20 protein-coding genes are annotated in these 21,405 nt (G+C 71.9%); 10 read left to right on the top strand and 10 right to left on the bottom strand.

Annotated features, from left to right (window positions below; all coding sequences use genetic code 11):
• Nucleotides 1-92: 92 nt before the first annotated feature.
• Nucleotides 93-1,367: an ion channel protein gene (locus OG338_RS12835; protein ID WP_405937465.1), complete on the bottom strand. Its 1,275-nt coding sequence runs from the start codon at nucleotides 1,365-1,367 to the stop codon at nucleotides 93-95.
• A 129-nt stretch (nucleotides 1,368-1,496) separates the two neighbouring features.
• Between OG338_RS12835 and OG338_RS12830 the strand changes: the two genes are divergently transcribed.
• Complete coding sequence (locus OG338_RS12830) at nucleotides 1,497-2,255, top strand: MerR family transcriptional regulator (RefSeq protein WP_405937464.1); 759 nt, start codon at nucleotides 1,497-1,499, stop codon at nucleotides 2,253-2,255.
• Between the two features lie 100 nt (nucleotides 2,256-2,355).
• Nucleotides 2,356-3,069, top strand: coding sequence for a DedA family protein (locus OG338_RS12825; protein WP_405937463.1), 714 nt, complete (start codon nucleotides 2,356-2,358; stop codon nucleotides 3,067-3,069).
• Between the two features lie 58 nt (nucleotides 3,070-3,127).
• Here the strand turns inward: OG338_RS12825 and OG338_RS12820 are convergent, their stop codons facing one another.
• Both OG338_RS12820 and OG338_RS12815 read right to left on the bottom strand, forming a co-directional pair.
• A complete protein-coding gene (locus tag OG338_RS12820; RefSeq protein WP_405937462.1) occupies nucleotides 3,128-4,825 on the bottom strand; it encodes a threonine/serine exporter family protein in 1,698 nt (565 codons plus the stop codon).
• 143 nt (nucleotides 4,826-4,968) lie between these two features.
• Complete coding sequence (locus tag OG338_RS12815) at nucleotides 4,969-5,463, bottom strand: inorganic diphosphatase (protein ID WP_405940406.1); 495 nt, start codon at nucleotides 5,461-5,463, stop codon at nucleotides 4,969-4,971.
• 86 nt (nucleotides 5,464-5,549) lie between these two features.
• Between OG338_RS12815 and dacB the strand changes: the two genes are divergently transcribed.
• The 6 genes from dacB (at nucleotide 5,550) to folE (ending at nucleotide 13,109) form a co-directional block, all read left to right on the top strand.
• Nucleotides 5,550-7,040, top strand: a complete 1,491-nt coding sequence (gene dacB, locus OG338_RS12810; RefSeq protein ID WP_405937461.1) for a D-alanyl-D-alanine carboxypeptidase/D-alanyl-D-alanine-endopeptidase — start codon at nucleotides 5,550-5,552, stop codon at nucleotides 7,038-7,040.
• Nucleotides 7,041-7,089: 49 nt separating this feature from the next.
• Nucleotides 7,090-8,223, top strand: coding sequence for a zinc-dependent metalloprotease (locus OG338_RS12805; protein ID WP_405937460.1), 1,134 nt, complete (start codon nucleotides 7,090-7,092; stop codon nucleotides 8,221-8,223).
• 189 nt (nucleotides 8,224-8,412) lie between these two features.
• Entirely contained in the window at nucleotides 8,413-9,495 is a 1,083-nt protein-coding gene (tilS, locus tag OG338_RS12800) for a tRNA lysidine(34) synthetase TilS (RefSeq protein WP_405937459.1), read from the top strand.
• 100 nt (nucleotides 9,496-9,595) lie between these two features.
• Complete coding sequence (gene hpt / locus OG338_RS12795) at nucleotides 9,596-10,135, top strand: hypoxanthine phosphoribosyltransferase (protein ID WP_037777945.1); 540 nt, start codon at nucleotides 9,596-9,598, stop codon at nucleotides 10,133-10,135.
• Nucleotides 10,136-10,328: 193 nt separating this feature from the next.
• Nucleotides 10,329-12,353: an ATP-dependent zinc metalloprotease FtsH gene (gene ftsH / locus OG338_RS12790; RefSeq protein WP_405937458.1), complete on the top strand. Its 2,025-nt coding sequence runs from the start codon at nucleotides 10,329-10,331 to the stop codon at nucleotides 12,351-12,353.
• 150 nt (nucleotides 12,354-12,503) lie between these two features.
• Nucleotides 12,504-13,109, top strand: a complete 606-nt coding sequence (folE, locus tag OG338_RS12785; protein WP_405937457.1) for a GTP cyclohydrolase I FolE — start codon at nucleotides 12,504-12,506, stop codon at nucleotides 13,107-13,109.
• A gap of 42 nt (nucleotides 13,110-13,151) precedes the next feature.
• Here the strand turns inward: folE and OG338_RS12780 are convergent, their stop codons facing one another.
• The 6 genes from OG338_RS12780 to OG338_RS12755 form a co-directional block, all read right to left on the bottom strand.
• Nucleotides 13,152-13,637 (bottom strand): DUF3180 domain-containing protein, encoded by a 486-nt coding sequence (locus tag OG338_RS12780; protein WP_405937456.1) that lies wholly within the window; start codon nucleotides 13,635-13,637, stop codon nucleotides 13,152-13,154.
• Between the two features lie 58 nt (nucleotides 13,638-13,695).
• Nucleotides 13,696-14,307 (bottom strand): 2-amino-4-hydroxy-6-hydroxymethyldihydropteridine diphosphokinase, encoded by a 612-nt coding sequence (gene folK / locus OG338_RS12775; RefSeq protein WP_405937455.1) that lies wholly within the window; start codon nucleotides 14,305-14,307, stop codon nucleotides 13,696-13,698.
• Nucleotides 14,304-14,663 carry a dihydroneopterin aldolase gene (gene folB / locus OG338_RS12770; protein WP_405937454.1) on the bottom strand — a complete coding sequence of 120 codons (360 nt, stop codon included), beginning with the start codon at nucleotides 14,661-14,663 and terminating at the stop codon, nucleotides 14,304-14,306. Before folB ends, folK begins: the two co-directional genes overlap by 4 nt.
• A gap of 210 nt (nucleotides 14,664-14,873) precedes the next feature.
• Nucleotides 14,874-15,377, bottom strand: a complete 504-nt coding sequence (locus OG338_RS12765; RefSeq protein WP_405940405.1) for a nuclear transport factor 2 family protein — start codon at nucleotides 15,375-15,377, stop codon at nucleotides 14,874-14,876.
• A gap of 17 nt (nucleotides 15,378-15,394) precedes the next feature.
• Nucleotides 15,395-16,192, bottom strand: a complete 798-nt coding sequence (gene folP / locus OG338_RS12760; RefSeq protein ID WP_405940404.1) for a dihydropteroate synthase — start codon at nucleotides 16,190-16,192, stop codon at nucleotides 15,395-15,397.
• Between the two features lie 87 nt (nucleotides 16,193-16,279).
• Entirely contained in the window at nucleotides 16,280-18,109 is a 1,830-nt protein-coding gene (locus OG338_RS12755; RefSeq protein ID WP_405937453.1) for a phosphatidylglycerol lysyltransferase domain-containing protein, read from the bottom strand.
• 139 nt (nucleotides 18,110-18,248) lie between these two features.
• Between OG338_RS12755 and OG338_RS12750 the strand changes: the two genes are divergently transcribed.
• Nucleotides 18,249-19,370, top strand: coding sequence for an alpha/beta hydrolase (locus tag OG338_RS12750; protein WP_405937452.1), 1,122 nt, complete (start codon nucleotides 18,249-18,251; stop codon nucleotides 19,368-19,370).
• Nucleotides 19,371-19,389: 19 nt separating this feature from the next.
• On the opposite strand, the gene OG338_RS12745 is transcribed toward OG338_RS12750, so the two are convergent.
• A complete protein-coding gene (locus tag OG338_RS12745; RefSeq protein WP_405937451.1) occupies nucleotides 19,390-20,568 on the bottom strand; it encodes a betaine/proline/choline family ABC transporter ATP-binding protein in 1,179 nt (392 codons plus the stop codon).
• Nucleotides 20,569-20,699: 131 nt separating this feature from the next.
• On the opposite strand from OG338_RS12745, the gene OG338_RS12740 reads away from it, so the two are divergent.
• Nucleotides 20,700-21,404 (top strand): ABC transporter permease, encoded by a 705-nt coding sequence (locus OG338_RS12740; RefSeq protein WP_405937450.1) that lies wholly within the window; start codon nucleotides 20,700-20,702, stop codon nucleotides 21,402-21,404.
• Nucleotide 21,405: the final 1 nt, after the last annotated feature.

Raw genomic sequence — 21,405 nt, 5'->3', positions numbered from 1 at the left:
ACCTGCCCTTCTCGGCTCGCGCCCGCGAGACCGGACGAATCCGACGGTACGGACCGCTTGCGCGTGCGGCGCCCGGTGCTGGTCCGTCCGGCTCAGCGCAGCGGAGTGCCGTCCTCGCGCAGCTGCATCAGCGGCCGGCCGGTGACCAGCAGCCAGGCGGGCAGCGAGGCCACGCACAGCACCGGCAGCAGGGCCGTGTCGGAGGCCAGCACCGCCGCCGTGAACAGGCTCAGCCAGCCCTGCCGGGTGACCGCCAGCAGGACGCCCAGCACCCCGCAGGTCACCGCCAGGGCCACCGGCACCCCGTCCACGAGTGCATGGGCGCACAGTCCGAGCGCGACGCCCGAGAACACCGCCGGGAAGATCCGGCCGCCCCGGAAGCCGCAGGTCGCGGCGATCACCAGGGCCGCCGTCTTCACCACCGCCATCGTCCCGAACCCGGCGGCCGACCAGCCGTCCGGATCGGCGGCGAGCGTCTTCACCTCGTCCAGCCCCTTGAACAGCGTCAGGTGCCCGCCGAGCGCCCCGAGCAGGCCGAGCGCCAGGCCGCCCAGGGTCAGTGCGAGCACCGGATGCGGCAGGGCCCGGAAGAACCGGTGGACCAGGGGGAACGCGTACACCGCCGCGAGGCCGAGGACCGCCCCGGCCGACGCGATCACGAGGGCGGCGAGCAGATCGCCCCAGTGCGCGTGCGTGTACGGGGGCAGCGACAGGTCGAAGCTGGGGTGGGCGGCCAGCGTCATGGTGAGCGACCCGGCGGCCCCGGCCGCGAGCGGCCCGAACAGCTTGTCCCAGAGCGCACCGGGCGCGGGCGCGGCGGCCAGCGTCTCGGTGAGGATCAGGGCGGCGGCGACCGGGGTGCCGAAGAGCGCGCCGATGGTGCCCGCGGCGGCGAGCGCGAGCCACAGCTCACCGGGCGCGCCCGGGGCGAACCGGCGTCCGGCCCAGGCGGCCAGGGCGATGTTGGCCGCGGTGATCGGGTTCTCCGGGCCGAGGCTGACGCCGCCCGCCAGGGCCAGGACGGTGACCGCGAGCAGACCGGGCACCACGTACGGCGGCAGCGGAGGGTCGACCAGGCCCATGGTCGCCGGGTCCGGGCCGCCCCGGCCGGGTACGGCGCGCAGCGCCAGGCCGGTCACCAGGCCCATGGCCGTGAGCATCACGATCATCCACAGCGAGGAGTACCGGCCGACCGACAGCGCGTCGGGCAGCGTCTCCCACAGCACGTCCTGAAGCTTCTCCGCCAGCAGGCTGACCCCGAGCAGCACCAGGGCCGAGGCCACGCCCACGGCCAGGGCGGGCACGATGAGCACCAGGAGCCGGCGGGCGGGGGCGGGCTCGGCGGCGACGGCGGAATCGGTCGGCATCGGCACACCATAGCGACGCGAAAGCCGTAAAACAGCTCAAAAGGGGCGGGCGGCAGGCGGGACTTGCACCTCACGCGGCGTGAGGGCCGAGGCTCGTCCCCGTACCCACACAGGAAGGAGCGGGGAGCCATGGAGCACTCCGTGGGACAGGTCGCCGGCTTCGCCGGAGTCACGGTGCGCACCCTGCACCACTACGACACCATCGGCCTGCTCTCACCGGGCGGGCGCAGCCACGCGGGCCACCGGCGCTACGACGACGCCGACCTGGACCGGTTGCAGCAGATCCTCTTCTACCGGGAGCTCGGCTTCCCGCTGGACGAGATCGCGGACCTGCTCGACGACCCGGCCGCGGACCCGCGGGAGCACCTGCGCCGCCAGCACGCGCTGCTGTCGCACCGGATCGCGGAGCTCCAGCGGATGGCCGCCGCCGTAGAGACAGCGATGGAGGCACGCAGGATGGGCATCAACCTCACCCCGGAGGAGAAGTTCGAGGTCTTCGGCGACAGGGACCCCGACCAGTACGCCGAGGAGACCGAGCGCCGCTGGGGCAACACCGACGCCTACGCCGAGTCGCGGCGCCGGACCGCCCGCTACACCAAGGAGGACTGGCAGCGGATGAAGGCCGAGGCCGCGGCCTGGGGCGAGCGCTACACGGCGCTGGCGGCGGCAGGTGAGCCCGCCGACGGCGAACGCGCCATGGACCTCGCGGAGGAGCACCGGCTCCATATCTGTGCCTGGTTCTACGAGTGCGACCACGAGATCCACCGGTGCCTCGGCGGGATGTACGTCGCCGATCCCCGGTTCAAGGCGTTCTACGACGCCATGCGGCCGGGCCTCGCCGAGCATCTGCGCGACGCGATCGAGGCGAACGCGCGCCGCCGGGCGTAATCGCTCACCGAGGCGGGTGGAACCCGGGGCCGTCCCGAGGCGTTGATAGCTTGGGGCGGCCACGCAGCCGCCCATCGACCTCATCCTGGAGCCCGGACCCTTGAATACGCTTGCGCTCGGACCGAGCTGGCTGGACCCGGACCATCTCATCGGACAGTTCGGCCTGGCCGGCGTGCTGGTCATCGTCTTCGCCGAGTCCGGGCTGCTCATCGGCTTCTTCCTGCCCGGTGACTCGCTGCTGTTCACCACGGGCCTGCTGGTCACGACCGACAAGCTGCACACCCCGCTCTGGCTGGTCTGCGTCCTGGTCGCGCTCGCCGCGGTCATCGGCGACCAGGTGGGTTATCTCTTCGGCCGAAAGGTCGGCCCCTCGCTCTTCAGCCGGCCCGACTCCCGCCTCTTCAAGCAGGAGAACGTCGAGAAGGCCCACGAGTTCTTCGAGAAGCACGGCCCGAAGTCGCTGATCCTGGCCCGCTTCGTGCCGATCGTGCGGACCTTCACCCCGATCATCGCGGGCGTCAGCCGGATGAACTACCGCTCGTTCATCGTGTTCAACGTGATCGGCGGCGTCCTCTGGGGCGTCGGCGTGACCCTGCTCGGCGCCGCCCTCGGCAACGTCGAGTTCGTCCACAAGAACATCGAGGCGATGCTCGTCCTGATCGTGCTGATCTCGGTCATCCCGATCGCCATCGAGTTCCTGCGTGCCCGGAGCAAGGCCAAGAAGGAGGGCGAGGGCCCCGCCGCCGGCAGCGGAGAGGCGCTGCCCCCGCAGGACCCGGCGGCCGGCCGTCGCGGCCGCCACGCCAAGCGCTGAGCGCCGTATCCCGTAAGCCGTATCCCGTAAGCCGTACGCCCCCGAGGCGCGCTCCCGTTCAGAAGCCGCGCGTCCGCTTGGCCGCGCGGCGGTTCGCGCCGCCGACCGCGCCCGGCACCCGCATGAACAGCCGGGAGATCTCGCTCCCCAGATTCACCCCGATGGCGATGGCCAGCGCCGTCGCCACCGCCGTGGACAGCGAGGCCAGGCCCCGGTCCAGCTCGTTCTGCGCGATGCCCAGCAGGCCGAAATACGTCGCGGAGCCGGGCAGCAGCGGCCCGATCGCCGCCGTGATGTACGGCAGCGACGACGTGTAGCGGTACCGCGAGAACAGCTGCCCGAACAGCCCGACGAGCCCGGCCGCGGCGGCCGTCGCGGCCACCGCCGACAGATGGCCCGTCCGGGCCATCGCCCCGAAGACGATCCAGGCCACGCCGCCATTCAGGGTCACCGCGAGCACCGTCGCCCGCTCCTGCTGGAGCAGGATCGCGAAGGACAGGGTCAGCACCATCGACGCGAGGATCTGGGTCACCGGCCGGTCGTGGGTGATGAGCCGCGCGTCCGGGTCCAGCTTCGCGCCCAGCTGAAGCCCCCCGTACAGGGCCAGCAGTACCCCGGTGACGATCGCGATGAAGAAGTACATGACCTCCAGGAGCCGCGCCGAGGCCGTGATGTAGTACCCGGTCAGACCGTCCTGCACGCCCGCCACCAGCGCCCGCCCCGGCAGCAGCGCGAACAGCCCACCGGTGATCACCGCCGAAGGCCGTACGTCCGACCAGTGCGTCAGCGTCAGCGCCACGCCCATCGCGGCGGGCGGCATCGCCGCCACCACGAACTGGTAGAACTCCGGCAGCCCCCGCCCCGCACACAGCCAGGCCAGCCGGTCACCGAGCATCGCCCCGAGCGCCGCGACCACGAACACCAGCGGACCACCGCCGACCAGCACCGACGCCGCCCCGGCCAGCCCGCCGGCGGCCAGCGTGAGCACCCAGCCGGGATACGGGTGCCGGTTGCGCCGGATCTCCGCGAGCCGCCGGTACGCCTCCTCCAGCGACACCTCGTCGTCGGCAGTCGTGATGTCGTCGATCAGCCGGAACACCGCCGCGAGCCGCGTGTAGTCGGTGCCCCGGCGGCGTACCGTACGGCTCGCCGTCACCGGGTCGTCCACCAGCGACGGCTGGTGCGAGATCGACAGCAGGGTGAACGTCACGGTCGGCTCGCAGCGGTCGAGCCCGTAGCTCCGCATCACCGCGAACATCGCCGCCTCGACGTCCTCGGCGCCCTCACCGCCCGCGAGCAGCAGCTCCCCGATACGCAGCGTCAGGTCGAGCACGCGCGGGACCGGAGGCCCCGCCTCCTCGTCGTGCCGCTGGACCGGCTCCGTGGCCGGGCGCTCGGCGACCGGCATCCGCAGCATCGTGCGCATCCGGTCCTGCCACGGCACCTCCTTGGCCAGCCGGACCATCGGCACCCCGTACGCCGGGGTGAACGCCGGCGGGGAGTCCCGGACGCTGTACGTGCTCGGCATGGCGAACGCCGAACCGGTCGTCTCGGACCCGGAAGCGGAACCCGTACCGGAAGCGGAACCAGGGGCCGGCTGCTCCGGCGTCACACCCTCCGGAAGGGCGAACTCCGACGTCGGGTGGTCCTCCTCGGGCGGCGCCGCCGGTTCGGTCCCGGCCGGCCACGAGAAGGCGCTGTGCGCCTCGTCGGACTGGGGCTTCTCGTCATCGGGCCCGTCCGGTTCCGCCACCACTCGACCTCGCTCCTCCTCGGCTGCGCGTCCTCGGGCGCACTCCTGCCCAGTATGGCCACGCCCAAGGGAGGGCACACGGAACGGGCGGCACACCCGCCTGGGTGTACCGCCCGTTCTCCGGCCCGCTCACATGAAGCGGAACGTCAGTGCGCGCCGCCCTGCGCCTCAAGGCGCTTGCGGGAGTTGACGATCTCGGCCTCGGCCTCGGCGCGGCCGACCCAGTCGGCGCCCTCGACGGACTTGCCCGGCTCCAGGTCCTTGTAGACCTCGAAGAAGTGCTGGATCTCCAGCCGGTCGAACTCCGACACGTGCTGGATGTCCTGAAGGTGCTCCACCCGGGGGTCGGACGCCGGGACGCACAGCAGCTTGTCGTCGCCGCCGGCCTCGTCGGTCATCCGGAACATGCCGATCGCGCGGCACTTGATGAGACAGCCCGGGAACGTCGGCTCGTCCAGGATCACCAGCGCGTCCAGCGGGTCGCCGTCCTCACCGAGGGTGTCCTCGATGAAACCGTAGTCCGCCGGGTAGCTGGTCGAGGTGAAGAGCCGACGGTCCAGACGAATCCGGCCGGTCTCGTGATCCACCTCGTACTTGTTGCGCGAACCCTTCGGGATCTCGATAACGACGTCGAACTCCACGGGTGGCTCCTCCATGATCAACACATACGACTGGTGGTTAAGTGTCCCTCACGCAGATGTGTGCTCGCGAAAGGGGCTGGTCAACGGTGGCCGAGCCGGTGGAAAGACCGTCGACGGAACCGCCCGGCACGCCGGGCGGCGGTATCGCGGCCCGCCTGGGCGTACGCGGCGGAGTGAACGACTGGCAGTTCACGGCCGTGTCCGCCGTCGTCGGACTGGCCCTCGCGGCCGGCGCCGTCCTCGCCGCCGGACCCTGGGACTCGGGTCAGCGTAAGGCCGAGCGGGACCGGGCGGCCGCCGCCGAACGCACAGGTGGCGCACATCACGAAGCCGGCGATCCCGAGGGCCCCGCCCCCGCCCCCAGCGCCCCCGCCGTCCTCGCCGCCCTGTCCGCCCCCGGCACCGGCCCGAAGGACGCCCCGGCCGGCGCCGTCCGCGACCTGCGCGCCGTCCTGGACCCGCTGCTGGAGAACGACGCGCTGGGCACCCGGCGCGCCGCCGTCGTCATCGACACCGCCACCGGGAAACGGCTCTACGGCAAGGGCGCCGACGCCCCCATGACACCCGCCTCCACCGTCAAGATCGCCACCACCGTCGCCGCTCTCGGCGCCCTCGGCCCCGCCCACCGCATCGCCACCACCGTGCGCGCATCCGACGACGCGCACACCGTCACCCTCGTCGGCGGCGGCGACCCCACCCTCGACAAGGCCGCCCTGCGCACCCTCGCCACCGAGACCGCCCGCGCCCTCAAGACCGGCAAGGCCCCCTCCGTACGGCTGCGCTACGACACCTCCGCCTACTCCGGGCCCACGCACCACCCGATCGGCCCCAACGAGAACATCGCGCCCATGAGCGCCCTGATGCTGAACGAGGGCCGCCAGGACGACTCGGCCAAGGGCCCCGCCGCACGCACCGAGGACCCGGCGGGCGACGCCGCCCGCGCCTTCGCCGGCTACCTCGACAAGGCCGGCGTCACCATCAAGGGCGCACCCGCCCCCGGCCGCCCCGCCAAGACCTCCCGTACGGTCGCCACCCACCTCTCCGCCCCCCTCTCCGGCCTGGTCGAACGCGCCCTGACCAACAGCGACAACGACATCGCCGAGGCGCTGGCCCGGCAGACCGCCATCGCCGCCGGGCAGCCCGCCGACTTCAAGGGCGGCCGACGAGCCGTCACCGCCGGCCTGAAGAAGCTCGGCCTGCCCCTCAAGGGCGTGAACATCGCCGACGGCAGCGGGCTCAACCGTGAGGACAAGGTGACCGCCGCCCTGCTCGCCGGCCTCCTCGCCCGGGCGGCCGACCCCGCCCACCCCGAACTGCGCCCCGTCCTCACCGGCCTCCCCGTGGCAGGCTTCAGCGGCACGCTCAGCAGCCGCTACACCAGCAAGGCCGGCGGCACCGGCTTCATCCGCGCCAAGACCGGCACCCTCACCGGCGTCAACACCCTCGCCGGCACCGTCGTGGACACCCAGGGACGACTGCTCTCCTTCGCCTTCCTCGCCTCCGGCACCACCGCCCCCACCGAGGCCCAGAAAGCCCTCGACAAACTCGCCACCGCGCTCGGCGCCGGCAAGCGCTGAGCGCGTCAACACCGCACCGCATCAAGGGCTGAGCACGTACGGTTGACGCATGACGAGCATCGGTGGTGCAGGGATGGTCGACTGGAACCTCGCGGTCGCGACCGCGACCCGGCTTGTGCGGCCGGGTCCCGAGATCAGCCGCGAGGAGGCCCGCGAGGTCGTCGCGGAGCTGCGCAGGCACGCGAAGGCGGCGGAGGAGCACGTCCGGGCCTTCACCCGGATGATCCCCGAGGGCACCGAGCCGGAGGACACCCCCGTCCTCGTCGTGGACCGGGCCGGCTGGATCAAGGCCAACGTCGCCGGCTTCCGCGAACTGCTCCGCCCCCTCCTCGACAAGATGGAGGGACGGCGCTCCGGCGGCGCGGGCGGCGCCGTGCTCGGCGCCGTCGGCTCCAAGGTCACCGGCGTCGAGGTCGGCATGCTGCTGTCCTTCCTCGCCTCCCGCGTCCTCGGCCAGTACGAGACCTTCGCCCCCGCCACCCGCGAACTCCCCGCCTCCGCCGACGGCGGCGGCCGCCTCCTGCTCGTCGCGCCCAACATCGTCCACGTCGAACGCGAGCTGGAGGCCGACCCGCACGACTTCCGGCTCTGGGTCGCCCTCCACGAGGAGACCCACCGCACCCAGTTCACCGCGGTGCCCTGGCTCCGCGACCACCTCCAGGGCGAGATCCAGTCGTTCCTGGACGAGACCGACGTCGACCCGATGACCTTCCTGGAGCGGCTGCGCGAGGCCGCCCAGTCCCTCGCCGGCGGCCGGCCCGAAGGCGAGTCCGGCGAGGACGGCGGCCGCAGCCTGGTCGAGCTCGTCCAGACCCCCGCCCAGCGCGAGATCCTCGGCCGCCTCACCGCCGTGATGTCCCTCCTGGAAGGACACGCCGACTACGTGATGGACGGCGTCGGCCCCGAGGTGGTGTCCTCCGTCGCCGAGATCCGCGAGAAGTTCCAGCAGCGCCGCGCCCGCGGCGCGAGCCGCCTCGACCAGGCCCTGCGCAAGCTCCTCGGCCTCGACGCCAAACTGCGCCAGTACCGCGACGGCGAACGCTTCGTGCGCGCCGTCGTGGACGAGGTCGGCATGGACGGCTTCAACCGGGTGTGGACCTCGCCCAACACCCTCCCCACCAAGGCGGAGATCGCCCGCCCCGCCGACTGGATCGCGAGGGTGCACCGTAAGGCAGAGTCGTGATCAAGGTCCCCGGTACGAAGGCAACGCGCCGGTAATCACCCATCCGAGGGACCGTAGGGGCATGGGAAGGCGTGCAATGCTCGATGAACGGCATTGCTCTGTCACCATCGACGCACTCTGAGTGACGGCACTCCTTCCCGTCCCGGCACTCCGAGACACCCCTCAAGATCCTCACGAAGGGCACCGGACATGGGTCCCCATCCTGCGGTCGCGGCGATACGCCTGGCGGTCCGCCGCGTACTCCACGACGTCATCGCCGAACACGCCGAACAGACCGAACGCGCCGGGCACGCCCCGCACCCCGAGCTCGCCCGGGCCGGCGCGGGCAGCCGCCCCGGCACCCTCCCCGACCGCCCCGACACCCCCCTGGTGCTCGTGGCCTGCTCCGGCGGCGCCGACTCCATGGCGCTCGCCTCCGCCCTCGCCTTCGAGGCCCGCAAACTCCCCGTCCGGGCCGGCGGCATCACCGTCGACCACGGCCTCCAGGACGGCTCCGACCTCCGCGCCACCGAGGTCGCCGCCCGGCTCGCCGCCATGGACCTCGGCCCCGCCGAGGCCGTCGCCGTCCACGTCGGCCGCGAAGGCGGACCCGAGGCCGCCGCCCGCGACGCCCGCTACGCCGCGCTCGACGCCGCCGCCGAACGCCACGGCGCCGCCGCCGTCCTCCTCGGCCACACCCGCGACGACCAGGCCGAGACCGTCCTGCTCGGCCTCGCCCGCGGCTCCGGCATCCGCTCCCTGTCCGGCATGGCCGCCGCCTCCGGCCCGGCCGGCCGCTACCGCCGCCCCTTCCTCCAGCTCGACCGGCAGACCGCCCGCACCGCCTGCCTCGCCCAGTCCCTGCCCGTCTGGGACGACCCCCACAACATCGACCCCGCCTACACCCGCTCCCGGCTGCGCCACGAGGGCCTGCCCGCCCTGGAGAAGGCCCTCGGCAAGGGCGTGGTCGAAGCCCTCGCCCGTACGGCCCAGCTCTCCCGCGACGACGCGGACGCCCTCGACACCTGGGCCGCCGCCGCCGACCGTGACGTACGCGACGACGCCGGCCGCCTGGAGTGCGCCAAGCTGTACGCGCTGCCCCCCGCCGTACGCCGCCGGGTGCTGCGCCGGGCCGCCATAGAGGCGGGTTCCCCGGCCGGTTCGCTGTTCGCCCGGCACATCGAGGAAGTCGACCGGCTGGTCACCGGCTGGCGCGGCCAGCAGGCCATCAACCTCCCCGGCCGCGTCGAAGCCCTGCGGCAGGGTGGCAGACTGGTCATCCGGCAGAGCTGACGCACGAGCGGCTGACACGCAGGGCGAGCGGCCGCGCGGGCCCGGGACTCCACCCCCGGACCGGCAGGCACAGAAAGAGACGCGGGTGAACGAGAAGGACATGGGCACCGACCTCCAGTCGGTGCTCCTCACCAAGGAAGAGATCGACGCGAAGCTCGTGGAGCTGGCCGCGAAGATCGACGCGGAGTACGCCGGGAAGGACCTGCTCCTCGTCGGGGTCCTCAAGGGCGCCGTCATGGTCATGGCGGACCTGGCGCGCGCGCTGTCCACCCCCGTCACCATGGACTGGATGGCCGTCTCCTCGTACGGCGCGGGCACCCAGTCCTCCGGTGTCGTCCGGATCCTCAAGGACCTGGACACCGACATCAAGGGCAAGCACGTCCTGATCGTCGAGGACATCATCGACTCCGGCCTGACCCTGTCCTGGCTGATGTCGAACCTGGGCTCGCGCGAGCCCGCCTCGCTGGAGATCTGCACCCTGCTGCGCAAGCCGGACGCGGCCAAGGTCGCGCTCGACTGCAAGTGGGTCGGCTTCGACATTCCCAACGAGTTCGTCGTCGGCTACGGCCTCGACTACGCCGAGAAGTACCGCAACCTCCCCTTCGTCGGGACCCTCGCCCCGCACGTATACGGAGGCTGAGGCCCCGCGGGCCCGCCGCAGGGCCCGCCGGGAACCCTCACGGGCCGCCCGCCGTTGAGCCTTCGAGGCGCGATTGCCGGACGTCCGAGGCGGACGCCGGTGACCATGCTGGGGTACCGTCCGAAGAACAGTCTTTACTCACAGCAGCATTTACCTACGGGCAGGAGGGACGGGGCGTCTTCGCCTCGTATGGATGGACGTGAAGCGATACTTCCGTGGGCCGGTCATGTGGATCGTGCTGGCCGTCCTCGCCGTGGTCGTGTTGATGAATGTCGTCGGCTCGGGCGGCGGCCACAAGACGGTGGACACCGGCCAGGTGATCCAGGCGATCAGCAAGAACCAGGTGGACCAGGCCAAGCTCACCACCGGTGACGATCACATCATCAAGATCGAACTGAAGGACGGTCAGAAGCTGTCCGGCGAGTCCGGCAGCAAGTTCCAGGCGAGCTACATCGGCAACCAGGGCGTCCAGCTCGCCGACATGCTCCAGAAGAAGTACGAGAGCGGCGACATCAAGAACGGGTACACCGTTTCGCCCTCGAAGCAGTCCCCGTTCGTCTCGATCCTCTTCTCGCTGCTGCCGTTCGTCCTCATCGTGGTCGTCTTCCTCTTCCTGATGAACCAGATGCAGGGTGGCGGCTCCAAGGTCATGCAGTTCGGCAAGTCCAAGGCCAAGCTGATCACCAAGGACACCCCGAAGACGACGTTCGCCGACGTGGCGGGCTCGGACGAGGCCGTCGAGGAGCTCCACGAGATCAAGGAGTTCCTCCAGGAGCCGGCCAAGTTCCAGGCCGTCGGCGCCAAGATTCCCAAGGGCGTCCTGCTCTACGGGCCTCCCGGTACGGGCAAGACCCTGCTCGCGCGCGCCGTCGCGGGCGAGGCGGGCGTCCCGTTCTACTCGATCTCCGGCTCCGACTTCGTGGAGATGTTCGTCGGTGTCGGCGCCTCCCGCGTCCGCGACCTCTTCGAGCAGGCCAAGGCGAACGCCCCGGCGATCGTCTTCGTCGACGAGATCGACGCCGTCGGCCGCCACCGCGGCGCCGGCATGGGCGGCGGTCACGACGAGCGCGAGCAGACCCTCAACCAGCTGCTCGTGGAGATGGACGGCTTCGACGTGAAGGGTGGCGTCATCCTGATCGCCGCCACGAACCGCCCGGACATCCTCGACCCGGCGCTGCTGCGCCCGGGCCGCTTCGACCGGCAGATCGCGGTCGACCGGCCGGACATGCAGGGCCGCCTGGAGATCCTGAAGGTCCACCAGAAGGGCAAGCCGGTCGCCCCGGACGTCGACCTCGGCGCCGTCGCCCGCCGCACGCCCGGCTTCACCGGTGCCGACCTGTCGAACGTGCTGAACGAGGCCGCGCTCCTGACGGCGCGCAGCAACCAGAAGCTCATCGACAACGCGATGCTGGACGAGGCCATCGACCGCGTCGTGGCGGGCCCGCAGAAGCGGACCCGGATCATGTCCGAGAAGGAGAAGAAGATCACCGCGTACCACGAGGGCGGACACGCCCTGGTCGCGGCGGCCTCCCCCCAGTCGGACCCGGTCCACAAGATCACGATCCTCTCCCGCGGCCGCGCCCTCGGTTACACGATGGTGCTCCCGGAGGAGGACAAGTACTCCACGACGCGCAACGAGATGCTCGACCAGCTGGCGTACATGCTGGGCGGGCGCGCGGCCGAGGAGCTGGTCTTCCACGACCCGACCACCGGCGCCGCGAACGACATCGAGAAGGCCACGGCGACGGCCCGCGCGATGGTCACCCAGTACGGCATGACCGAGCGGCTCGGCGCGATCAAGTTCGGCGGCGACAACACCGAACCGTTCGTCGGCCGCGAGATGGGCCACCAGCGCGACTACTCGGAAGAGGTCGCCGCGCTGGTGGACGAAGAGGTCAAGAAGCTCATCGAGACCGCGCACAACGACGCGTGGGAGATCCTCGTAGAGAATCGCGACGTGCTGGACACCCTGGTCCTCCGCCTCCTGGAGAAGGAGACCCTGGGCAAGGAGGAGATCGCCGAGATCTTCGCCCCCATCGTCAAGCGCCCGGCCCGCCCCGCGTGGACCGGCTCCGCCCGGCGCACCCCGTCCACCCGCCCGCCGGTCCTCTCCCCGAAGGAGCTCGCCCTCACCAACGGCGCGAGCACGGCCGCCGCCCCGGTCACGGACACCGTCCCGGCCACGGAGGCCCTTCCCGAGGAGCGCCCCGAGAGCTAGTCACCCGACCCGGTGTGTCCCCCATCACGGGGCTCCCACCAGGCCCGGAATGGATGCCGCGCCCCCCAGGTTCTAGCCTGTTGGGGGCGCGGCTTTTCCGTACACCTGCGCGGATGCCCCCGCAGCGACAGCTCAAGGAACGAGGCACACATGACCGACCCGGTGACGCTGGACCCCCAGGGCCCGATCGGCGAGTTCGACGAGAAACGTGCCGAGGCCGCCGTCCGCGAGCTCCTGCTGGCCGTGGGCGAGGACCCCGACCGCGAGGGCCTGCGGGAGACGCCGGCGCGGGTGGCGCGGGCGTACAAGGAGATATTCGCCGGCCTGTACCAGCAGCCCGAGGACGTCCTGACGACCACGTTCGACCTGGGCCACGACGAGATGGTGCTCGTCAAGGACATCGAGGTGTTCAGCACGTGTGAACACCACCTGGTCCCGTTCCGCGGAGTGGCGCACGTCGGGTACATCCCGGCCACCAGCGGGAAGATCACCGGCCTGTCGAAGCTGGCCCGGCTGGTGGACGTCTACGCCCGCCGGCCGCAGGTGCAGGAGCGGCTGACCACGCAGATCGCCGAGTCCCTGATGGAGATCCTGGAGCCGCGCGGCGTCATCGTCGTCATCGAGTGCGAGCACATGTGCATGTCGATGCGCGGCATCCGCAAGCCCGGGGCAAAGACGCTGACCTCGGCGGTCCGCGGGCAGCTGCGCGACCCCGCGACGCGCGCCGAGGCCATGAGCCTCATCATGGCGCGCTGACCCCGCTCCCCGCCCGTCCCCGAGCCGGACCCGGCGCCGGTCCTACGCCGCCGCCGCGTCCGGCTTGTTGTCGTCCTTGTCGTCCGGGAGCTTGCAGACGTGTTCCAGGAAGAGGGCGGCGGCGATGACCGCGAGGCCGGCCAGGACCGCGAAGGCGGCGTAGATGGCCTGGTCGCGGCGGGGCGGGTTGTCCAGGGAGCCGAGCAGGAAGACGGCCGTGCCGGCGTACATGCCGGAGACCAGGGCGACGACCAGGGCGCTCGCCTGGGCGAAGACCAGGGCGCGGGCGGCCATCAGGGGCTCGACGCCCTTGGCGCCGGGACGGCGTTCGCGCTGGGCGCGCAGGCGGGCGCGGACGGACAGGGCCGTGGCCAGCAGGACGACGGCGATCAGCGCGAGGACGATGGGGGCGAAGAGCGGGACGCTCGGCAGCGTGCCCAGGGAGTCCCAGAGGCGGGCGGCGCCCCAGGACAGGACTCCGGCGGCGGCGAAGAGGCCGGCCAGGACTCCGAGCCGTAGTTGCTTCACCCCGTGCGCCGCCCTTCGCCGCCTGTGTCCGTCGTGCTGTGTCCTGTGAGCCTAACGACTACTCGGGCAGCCGGAGTTCCAGGTCGGTCCGGGGGAGCACGCCGTCGCGCCCGACACCGGTCAGCAGATCGGCGACCGCGCCCGCGCCGGGCAGCTGGGCCTCGGGGTCCACGTCGTGCCAGGGGGCGAGGACGAAGGCGCGCTCGCGGGCCCGGGGGTGGGGGAGGGTGAGCACCGGGTCGTCGGAGACGACATCCGCGTACGAGACGATGTCGACGTCGATCGTGCGCGGACCCCAGCGCTCCTCGCGGACCCGTTCGAAGGCTTCCTCGATGGCCTGGCCGCGCTCCAGGAGCGAGGACGGGGGCAGCGTCGTCTTCACGACGATCACCGCGTTGAAGTACGAGGGCTGGGAGCCCGGGGCGACGCCCCAGGGCTCCGTTTCGTACACCGGGGAGACGGCCTTGACCCGGAGGCCGGGCGTGTCCTCCAGGGCGTCGATGGCGCCCTGGATCGTCTCCAGGCGGTTGCCCAGGTTGGCGCCGAGCGAGAGCACGGCCATTTTGGGGTTGGACAGGGTGATGTCCGCCGCGTCCACCTGCTCGACCACGGAGGCGGGCACCGGCTGTACGGTCGGGTCGCTCTGCCCTTCGGTGGAAAATGCAGTCATGCTCGGCTCCGGGTGATGGTGATGGTGACGTCGTCGAACGGGACGGTGATGGGCGCGTCCGGCTTGTGCACCACGACCTCCACCTCCTCGACGCCGTCGTGCTTGAGGCACTGCTGGGCGATGCGCTCGGCGAGCGTCTCGATCAGGTCGACCGGCTCGCCCTGGACCACCGCGACGACCTCCTCCGCGACCACGCCGTAGTGCACGGTCCTCGTCAGGTCGTCGGTGGCTGCCGCGGGGCGGGTGTCGAGGCCGAGCACCAGGTCCACGATGAACGTCTGCCCCTCTTCCCGTTCCCGGGGGAAGACGCCATGGTGCCCGCGGGCCTTGAGGCCGCGCAGCGCGACACGATCCACGCGAATCACTCCTGCTGTCGTTGGTCGTAGGGCACGGGGCCGCGTGCGGGCGGCCGGGTGCCCGATTTCGAATCTACCTGCGAGCACCGACAGCCCTTCCCCGCGGGGGCCGGGCCTGTGGGTACGGAACAGATAGCCGCTGATACCCCGATGCGGCGGGGTCCAATCACCCCGGCCCGGCTTTCGTGCCCGAAAGTGGGCCGGACCGGCTCAGGGCGCGGGGTCTTCGTCCTCTTCCTCGCCGGTTTCGGCCAGTACGGGCGAACCGTGGTGCGACCAGAGCTTCCAGCCGTCCGGAGTGCGGCGGAACACATTCGTGGCGACGACGAGCTGCCCGACGAGCGGGCCGAGCGAGGCGCCCTCCTCGGCGGGGCCGCCGCTGAGGATGTTCTCGGTGCAGGTCACCAGCGCGGTGTCGGCGGTCATGGAGACGCCGACGTCGGTCAGGAAGAACTGGATGTACTCGGTGTTCGCCATGATCAGCGCGTAACTGCGCAGCACCTCGCGCCGCCCGCTGAGCACCGGCCACCCGGGGTGGATGCAGGAGACCGTCAGCTCCTCGTCCGGCAGCCAGGCGGACGTCAGCGCGTCCAGGTCGCCGCGCTCCACCGCCTCGTAGTACGCGGTGTTGGCCCGCTCGACGGCCGCGATGTCGGCGGCGGCGTCCGCGTGCTCGTCCGCGGGGCCGGTCACCTCGTCGCCCGGTCCCGTCACCTCGTCACCCGGCCCGGTCACGCGGCTCCCTCGATGGCGCGGGCGACCCGGACGGCGTCGGCGGTGGCCCGGACCTCGTGGACCCGGACCGCCCAGGCGCCGGCCCGGGCGGAGAGGGCGGAGACTGCGGCGGTGGCGGCGTCGCGCTCGCGGGCGGGCGGCGGCGCGGCGCCCTCGCGGGCCAGCACATGGCCCAGGAACCGCTTGCGGGACGCGGCGACCAGCAGGGGGCGGCCGAGGGCGTGCAGCGCGTCCAGCCCGGCCAGCAGCGCCAGGTCGTGCGGGGCGTCCTTGGCGAAGCCGAGCCCGGGGTCGATCACCAGGCGTTCCGGGGCGATGCCGCCGGCCACCACCGCGTCCATCCGGGCGCGCAGCTCGTCGGTGACCTCGCCGACCACGTCCCCGTACACCGCCCGGCTGTTCATCGACTCGCTGAAGCCGCGCCAGTGCATGACGACGAATGGCGCGCCGGCGGCGGCGACCACGGGGACCATGTCCGGGTCGGCCTGGCCGCCGCTGACGTCGTTGACGAGGACCGCCCCGGCGCCGATCGCCTGCTCGGCGACGCGGGCGCGCATGGTGTCGACGGAGACCGTGACGCCCTCGGAGACCAGGCCCCGGACGACCGGGATCACCCGGCGCAGCTCCTCGGACTCGTCCACCCGGCTGGCGCCGGGGCGGGTGGACTCGCCGCCGACGTCCACGAGGTCGGCGCCCTCGGCGACCAGGTCGAGGCCGTGCTTGACGGCCCTCGTGGTGTCGAACCAGCGGCCCCCGTCGGAGAAGGAGTCGGGCGTCACGTTGACGACGCCCATGACCGCGCAGCGGTCCCACTCCGGCAGCCCCTGGACCGTTCCGCGCAACGTACTCATATGACCAGCCTAGGCCCGTACGGGGTAGGTCTACGCCGTACGGGCGTCCTGCTCGCCCGGCCGGGGCCGTGCGTGGGCGCAGGGGCGGCGCGGGGCGAGGCGGAGGGGGCGGGGGAGGGCCAGGTGGACGAAGCCCTCGGCCTGCATCGCGGCGAAGGAGATGCGGGGCAGGTCGCGGGCGGTGCGGTAGACCACGAAGCGGGGCTCCCAGCGCGGCCGGAACTTGGCGTTGAACTTGTACAGCGACTCGATCTGGAACCAGCGCGAGAGGAAGATCAGCAGCCCGCGCCAGACCCGCAGAACGGGCCCCGCGCCCAGCTTCTCGCCCCGGGCGAGGGCGGAGCGGAACATCGCGAAGTTCAGCGAGACCCGGCTGATGCCGAGCCGGGGCGCGGCCTGGAGGGACGCGACGATCAGCAGCTCGTTCATGCCGGGGTCGGCGGAGCGGTCGCGGCGCATGAGGTCGAGGGACATGCCGTCGGTGCCCCAGGGTACGAAGTGGAGCACGGCCTTCAGGTCGCCGTACGGGGAGCTGTCGCCGTGCTCGTCCGCCTTGTGGGCGGTGGCGACGAAGCAGTCCTGGTCGGAGGCGTCGCCGATGCGGCCGAGGGCCATGGAGAAGCCGCGTTCGGTGTCGGTGCCGCGCCAGTCGGCGGCGGCCCGGCGGATGCGGGCGAGTTCGGTCTCGCCGATGTCGGCCACGCGCCGGACGCGGGTCTCGTAGCCGTTGCGCTCAATGCGCTTCACCATCTGGCGTACGTTGCGCATCGCGCGCCCGGCGAGGGAGAAATCCGCGACGTCGACCACCGCCTCGTCGCCCAGCTCCAGGGCGGTGAGTCCGGTCTCGCGGGTCCAGACCTCGCCGCCGGTCTCGCCGCAGCCCATGACGGCGGGGGCCCAGGAGTGCGCCCGGGCCTCGTCCATGAAGCGTTCGATGGCGCCGGGCCACGCCTCCACGTCACCGATCGGGTCGCCGCTGGCGAGCATCACGCCGGAGACCACGCGGTAGCAGACGGCCGCCTTGCCGCTGGGCGAGAAGACGACGGCCTTGTCGCGGCGGAGCGCGAAGTGGCCGAGCGAGTCGCGTCCGCCGTGCCGTTCCAGCAGGGCGCGCAGCCGGGCCTCGTCGTCCTCGGTGAGCCGGGCGGCCGGGTGTTCGGGGCGGAAGGCCAGGTAGATGGTGGTGACGGCGGTCAGCAGGCCGAGGGCGCCGAGCGAGCAGCCGACGGTCCAGGAGGTGTCCCCGGCGTAGTCGACGGGCCCCTCGAAGCCGACCAGGCCGTACAGCACGTGCTGGAGCCGGTCGGCGATGCTGGGGCTGCCGACCAGGCGGTGCGGGTGGGCGCTGACGATGACCAGGCCGAGGCCGAGCGAACCGGCGCCGAGCAGCACGAAGTTGGCCAGGGCCCGCCAGCGGCTGCGCGGGTCGGGCAGGGCGGCGAACTCGCTCCGGTGGCGTACCAGCAGGTAACACAGCGTCAGCGAGACCAGGGCGCCCAGGATCGAGTGCCGGTAGGTGAACTGGGCCAGCGCGCCCGCCGGGAGGAGCACGACCGCGGCCCGCCAGGCCCGGCGCTTGTGCCGTTTGAGGCCGTGGGCCAGGAGCAGCAGCAGGACGCCGGCGCTGAGCGAGAGCGCGGCGGCGAACGGGCCGAGGGCCCCGGGAAGGACCTCGGCGAGGCTGTGCACGCGGCTGTGCCGGAAGCGCGGGAAGACCCCGGCGGCGACGTCGATCAGCCCGACGGCGGTGCACGCCGTGCCGACGAGCGCGGGCACGGCCTCCGGCCGGGGACCGCGCACGAACGCCCGTACGCGAACCGGAACCGATCCTGATTTATCCCCATCTAGCGTGACAGACATCGCTTCCCGTGGTTCCGCGAGAGATTTCCTGGAGTCCGGCGGCCGGAGCCCCGCGGACGATGTGCGACCTCTAGGACGATCCTTCCGGACCACGGGTTCACCGCTGCCCGGAAATTTCCTGACAGAAAGTTCACCGGTCATGGGCCTTACGGGCAAGCCGCTGCTGATCCTCGCGATCGCGCTGGCCGTCGTGCTGTTCACCGTCACCGTCTGGTGCTGGCCGAGGCTCGCCCGGCGCGGTGCGCCCTCGGTGCTCGGCCGGGTGGGCATGCTGCTCGCGACCCAGGTGGCGGTGTTCGTCACGGTCGGCCTGCTGGCCAACAACAGCTTCCTCTTCTACGGCTCCTGGGCCGACCTGTTCGGCCGCAAGCAGGAGCTGGGCGTGGTCACCGACCATGCCGCCGGGACGCTGGCCGCGAAGAACATCGTCCGGGTGGGCTCGCAGCGGCCGGACGTGCCGGGCGGGGCGCTGCCGAGGGTGGCCGGCCGGATCGACAAGGTCGTGATCGCGGGGCACCGGTCGGGCATCGAGAGCGCGGCTTACGTGTATCTGCCGCCGGAGTACTTCCAGCCGGCGTTCGCCCGGCGGAAGTTCCCGGCGGTGGTGGTGCTGACCGGCTATCCGGGGACCGCGGAGAACCTGCTCAAGGGGCTGCGCTATCCGCGTACGGCACACGAACGGGTGAGGGCCGGACGGGCGCAGCCGATGGTCCTGGTGATGCTGCGTCCGACCGTGGCGCCGCCCCGGGACACCGAGTGCGTGGACATAAAGGGCGGTCCGAAGACGGAGACGTTCTTCGCGGACGACGTGCCCCGGGCGGTGTCGGCCGGCTACCGGGTGGGTAAGCGCGCCCGCAACTGGGGCATCATCGGCAACTCGACGGGCGGCTACTGCGCGTTGAAGATCGGGCTGCACCATCCGGGCCGGTACGCGGCGAGCGCGGGGCTCTCCGCGTACTACAAGGCGGCCGAGGACCCGACGACGGGCGACCTCTTCCACGGCGACGAGGGGGCGCGGCACCGGGCGGACCTGCTGTGGTCGCTGGACAACCGGCCGCAGCCGGACTCCTCGTTCCTGGTGACGACCTCGCGCCACGGTGAGGCGAACTACGCCGGCACGCAGAAGTTCGTGGCCAAGGTGAAGCAGCCGGCGCAGGTCTCCTCGATCGTGCTGGACAGCGGCGGGCACAACTTCAACACGTGGCGCCGGGAGATCCCGGCGGCGCTGGAGTGGCTGAGCAGCCGGCTGAGCGAGAGCTGAGCGTACGGGCCCCGCCTTCTCACAGCCCGGCCGCGCCCGCCACGCTCTCGACCTCGACCTCCGCGCGCGGCACCGCGCGGCCGTCCGCGCCGACCGAGCGGCGCAGCGCCTCGTGCAGGCGGGCCGGGGTGAGCACGCCCAGGAAGCGGCCCTCGCCCGCCTCGTCGATGACGGCGATCCAGCCGGCGTCGTGCTGGAGCATGGTGGCGAATGCCTGTTTGAGCGGGGCACCGAGGGGAAGCCACGCCTCCATGCGGCGGGCGTGGTCGCGGACGGTGCCCTTGGCGGCGGTGCGGGCGTCGTCGGCGGGTATCCAGCCGTGCAGGTGCTCGTCGCCGTCCAGGACGACGGCCCAGCGGGCGCCCTCCGCGCGGAGGCGTTCGGTCGCGGTGGACAGCGGGTCGTCCAGGTGGACGACGGGCGGGCGGTCGAGGTCGCTCTCCTCGACGGGGGTGACCGAGAGCCGCTTGAGGCCCCGGTCGGCGCCCACGAAGTCGGCGACATAGGCGTTGGCGGGGGCGCCGAGCACGGTGGCCGGAGTGTCGAACTGCTCGATCGAGCCCTGTCCGTAAACGGCGATGCGGTCGCCGAGCCGGACCGCTTCCTCGATGTCGTGGGTGACGAACAGGACGGTTTTGCGGACCTGTTCCTGAAGCTTCAGGAATTCGTTCTGAAGGTGCTCGCGGACCACCGGGTCGACCGCGCCGAACGGTTCGTCCATCAGCAGGACCGGTGGGTCGGCGGCCAGTGCCCGGGCCACCCCGACGCGTTGGCGCTGTCCGCCGGAGAGCTGTTCGGGATAGCGGTCGCCATAAACGGAAGGATCGAGTCCGACCAGGTCGAGGAGTTCCGCGGCACGAGCGCGGCCCTTTTGGCGTTTCCAGCCGAGGAGATGGGGAACGGTGGCGGTGTTCTCCAGGACCGTCTTGTGCGGGAAGAGGCCCACTTGCTGGATCACATAGCCGATGCGGCGGCGCAGTTGGACGGGGTCGATGGCGGATATGTCGTCCCCGTCGAGGAATATCCGGCCCTCGGTCGGTTCGGTCAGCCGGTTCACCATCTTCATGGTGGTCGTCTTGCCGCATCCCGACGGTCCGACGAGCGTGACCAGTTCACCCTCGGCGACCTCGAAGGAAAGGCCGTCGACGGCGGTGGTGCCGTCCGCATACCGCTTGGTGACGTGCTCGAAACGGATCATGGTTCCCCATTGTCGCGGGTGTTCTGTGAAGGACATGTTGCTGGAACACAACGGCTCCGGCGATTGTCAGTGGTCGAGGATAGGCTCGCCGGACATCAGTACGAGAAGGCGAACGGGAGGTGGGGGGACGGATGGCCGGACAGAACTGCCTGGTGACGAACGACTGGATCTGCGGGGAGTATCTCCGTTCCCGGAGCCAGGAGTTGACGGACGCCACCGTCCAGCACATCTGGCTCACCGCCGTCTCGGTCGCGATCGGGGTGGCCGTCGCCTTCCCGCTGGCGCTGCTCGCCCGCCGGGGCCGCGGCTTCGCCGGACCGGTCCTCGGGCTGACGACGGTGCTCTACACCGTGCCGTCGCTCGCGATGTTCTCGCTGCTGCTGCCCCTGTTCGGGCTCTCCGCCGCCCTGGTGGTGACCGGGCTCGTGCTGTATTCGCTGACCATCCTCGTACGCAACATCCTGGCGGGCCTGGAAGCGGTGCCCGAGGAGGCGAAGGAGGCCGCGCACGGCATGGGTTACGGGCCGCTCCGCCTGCTGTGGGAGGTGGAGCTGCCGCTCGCGCTGCCCGCACTGATGGCGGGGATACGGATCGCCACGGTGTCCACGATCGCGCTGACCACGGTCGGCTCCATCGTCGGCCGGGGCGGCCTGGGCAATCTCATCGAGGACGCGCTGCCGAGCTTCTTCAAGGCCCAGGTGCTGGCCGCCTCGGTGCTCTGCGTGCTGCTCGCGGTCGTCGCGGACCTGCTGCTGCTCGGTGTGCAGCGGCTGCTGACGCCCTGGACGCGCATACGTGCCGCCGCACCCGGCCCGGCCCGGACGGAGGCGGTCTGAC

Origin of the sequence: Streptomyces sp. NBC_00726 (genome assembly GCF_045161735.1) — a bacterium.
Lineage (GTDB): Bacteria > Actinomycetota > Actinomycetes > Streptomycetales > Streptomycetaceae > Streptomyces.
This window is presented reverse-complemented; position numbering and strand designations above follow the sequence as displayed.

What these genes read in the sequence shown, in the direction of transcription:
- OG338_RS12835 (WP_405937465.1), bottom strand. Translation starts at nt 1,367, where the DNA reads ATGCCGACCGATTCCGCCGTCGCCGCCGAGCCCGCCCCCGCCCGCCGG.
- OG338_RS12830 (WP_405937464.1), top strand. Translation starts at nt 1,497, where the DNA reads ATGGAGCACTCCGTGGGACAGGTCGCCGGCTTCGCCGGAGTCACGGTG.
- OG338_RS12805 (WP_405937460.1), top strand. Translation starts at nt 7,090, where the DNA reads ATGACGAGCATCGGTGGTGCAGGGATGGTCGACTGGAACCTCGCGGTC.
- tilS (WP_405937459.1), top strand. Translation starts at nt 8,413, where the DNA reads ATGGGTCCCCATCCTGCGGTCGCGGCGATACGCCTGGCGGTCCGCCGC.
- hpt (WP_037777945.1), top strand. Translation starts at nt 9,596, where the DNA reads ATGGGCACCGACCTCCAGTCGGTGCTCCTCACCAAGGAAGAGATCGAC.
- ftsH (WP_405937458.1), top strand. Translation starts at nt 10,329, where the DNA reads ATGGACGTGAAGCGATACTTCCGTGGGCCGGTCATGTGGATCGTGCTG.
- folE (WP_405937457.1), top strand. Translation starts at nt 12,504, where the DNA reads ATGACCGACCCGGTGACGCTGGACCCCCAGGGCCCGATCGGCGAGTTC.
- folK (WP_405937455.1), bottom strand. Translation starts at nt 14,307, where the DNA reads ATGACTGCATTTTCCACCGAAGGGCAGAGCGACCCGACCGTACAGCCG.
- folP (WP_405940404.1), bottom strand. Translation starts at nt 16,192, where the DNA reads ATGGGCGTCGTCAACGTGACGCCCGACTCCTTCTCCGACGGGGGCCGC.
- OG338_RS12755 (WP_405937453.1), bottom strand. Translation starts at nt 18,109, where the DNA reads ATGTCTGTCACGCTAGATGGGGATAAATCAGGATCGGTTCCGGTTCGC.
- OG338_RS12750 (WP_405937452.1), top strand. Translation starts at nt 18,249, where the DNA reads ATGGGCCTTACGGGCAAGCCGCTGCTGATCCTCGCGATCGCGCTGGCC.
- OG338_RS12745 (WP_405937451.1), bottom strand. Translation starts at nt 20,568, where the DNA reads ATGATCCGTTTCGAGCACGTCACCAAGCGGTATGCGGACGGCACCACC.
- OG338_RS12740 (WP_405937450.1), top strand. Translation starts at nt 20,700, where the DNA reads ATGGCCGGACAGAACTGCCTGGTGACGAACGACTGGATCTGCGGGGAG.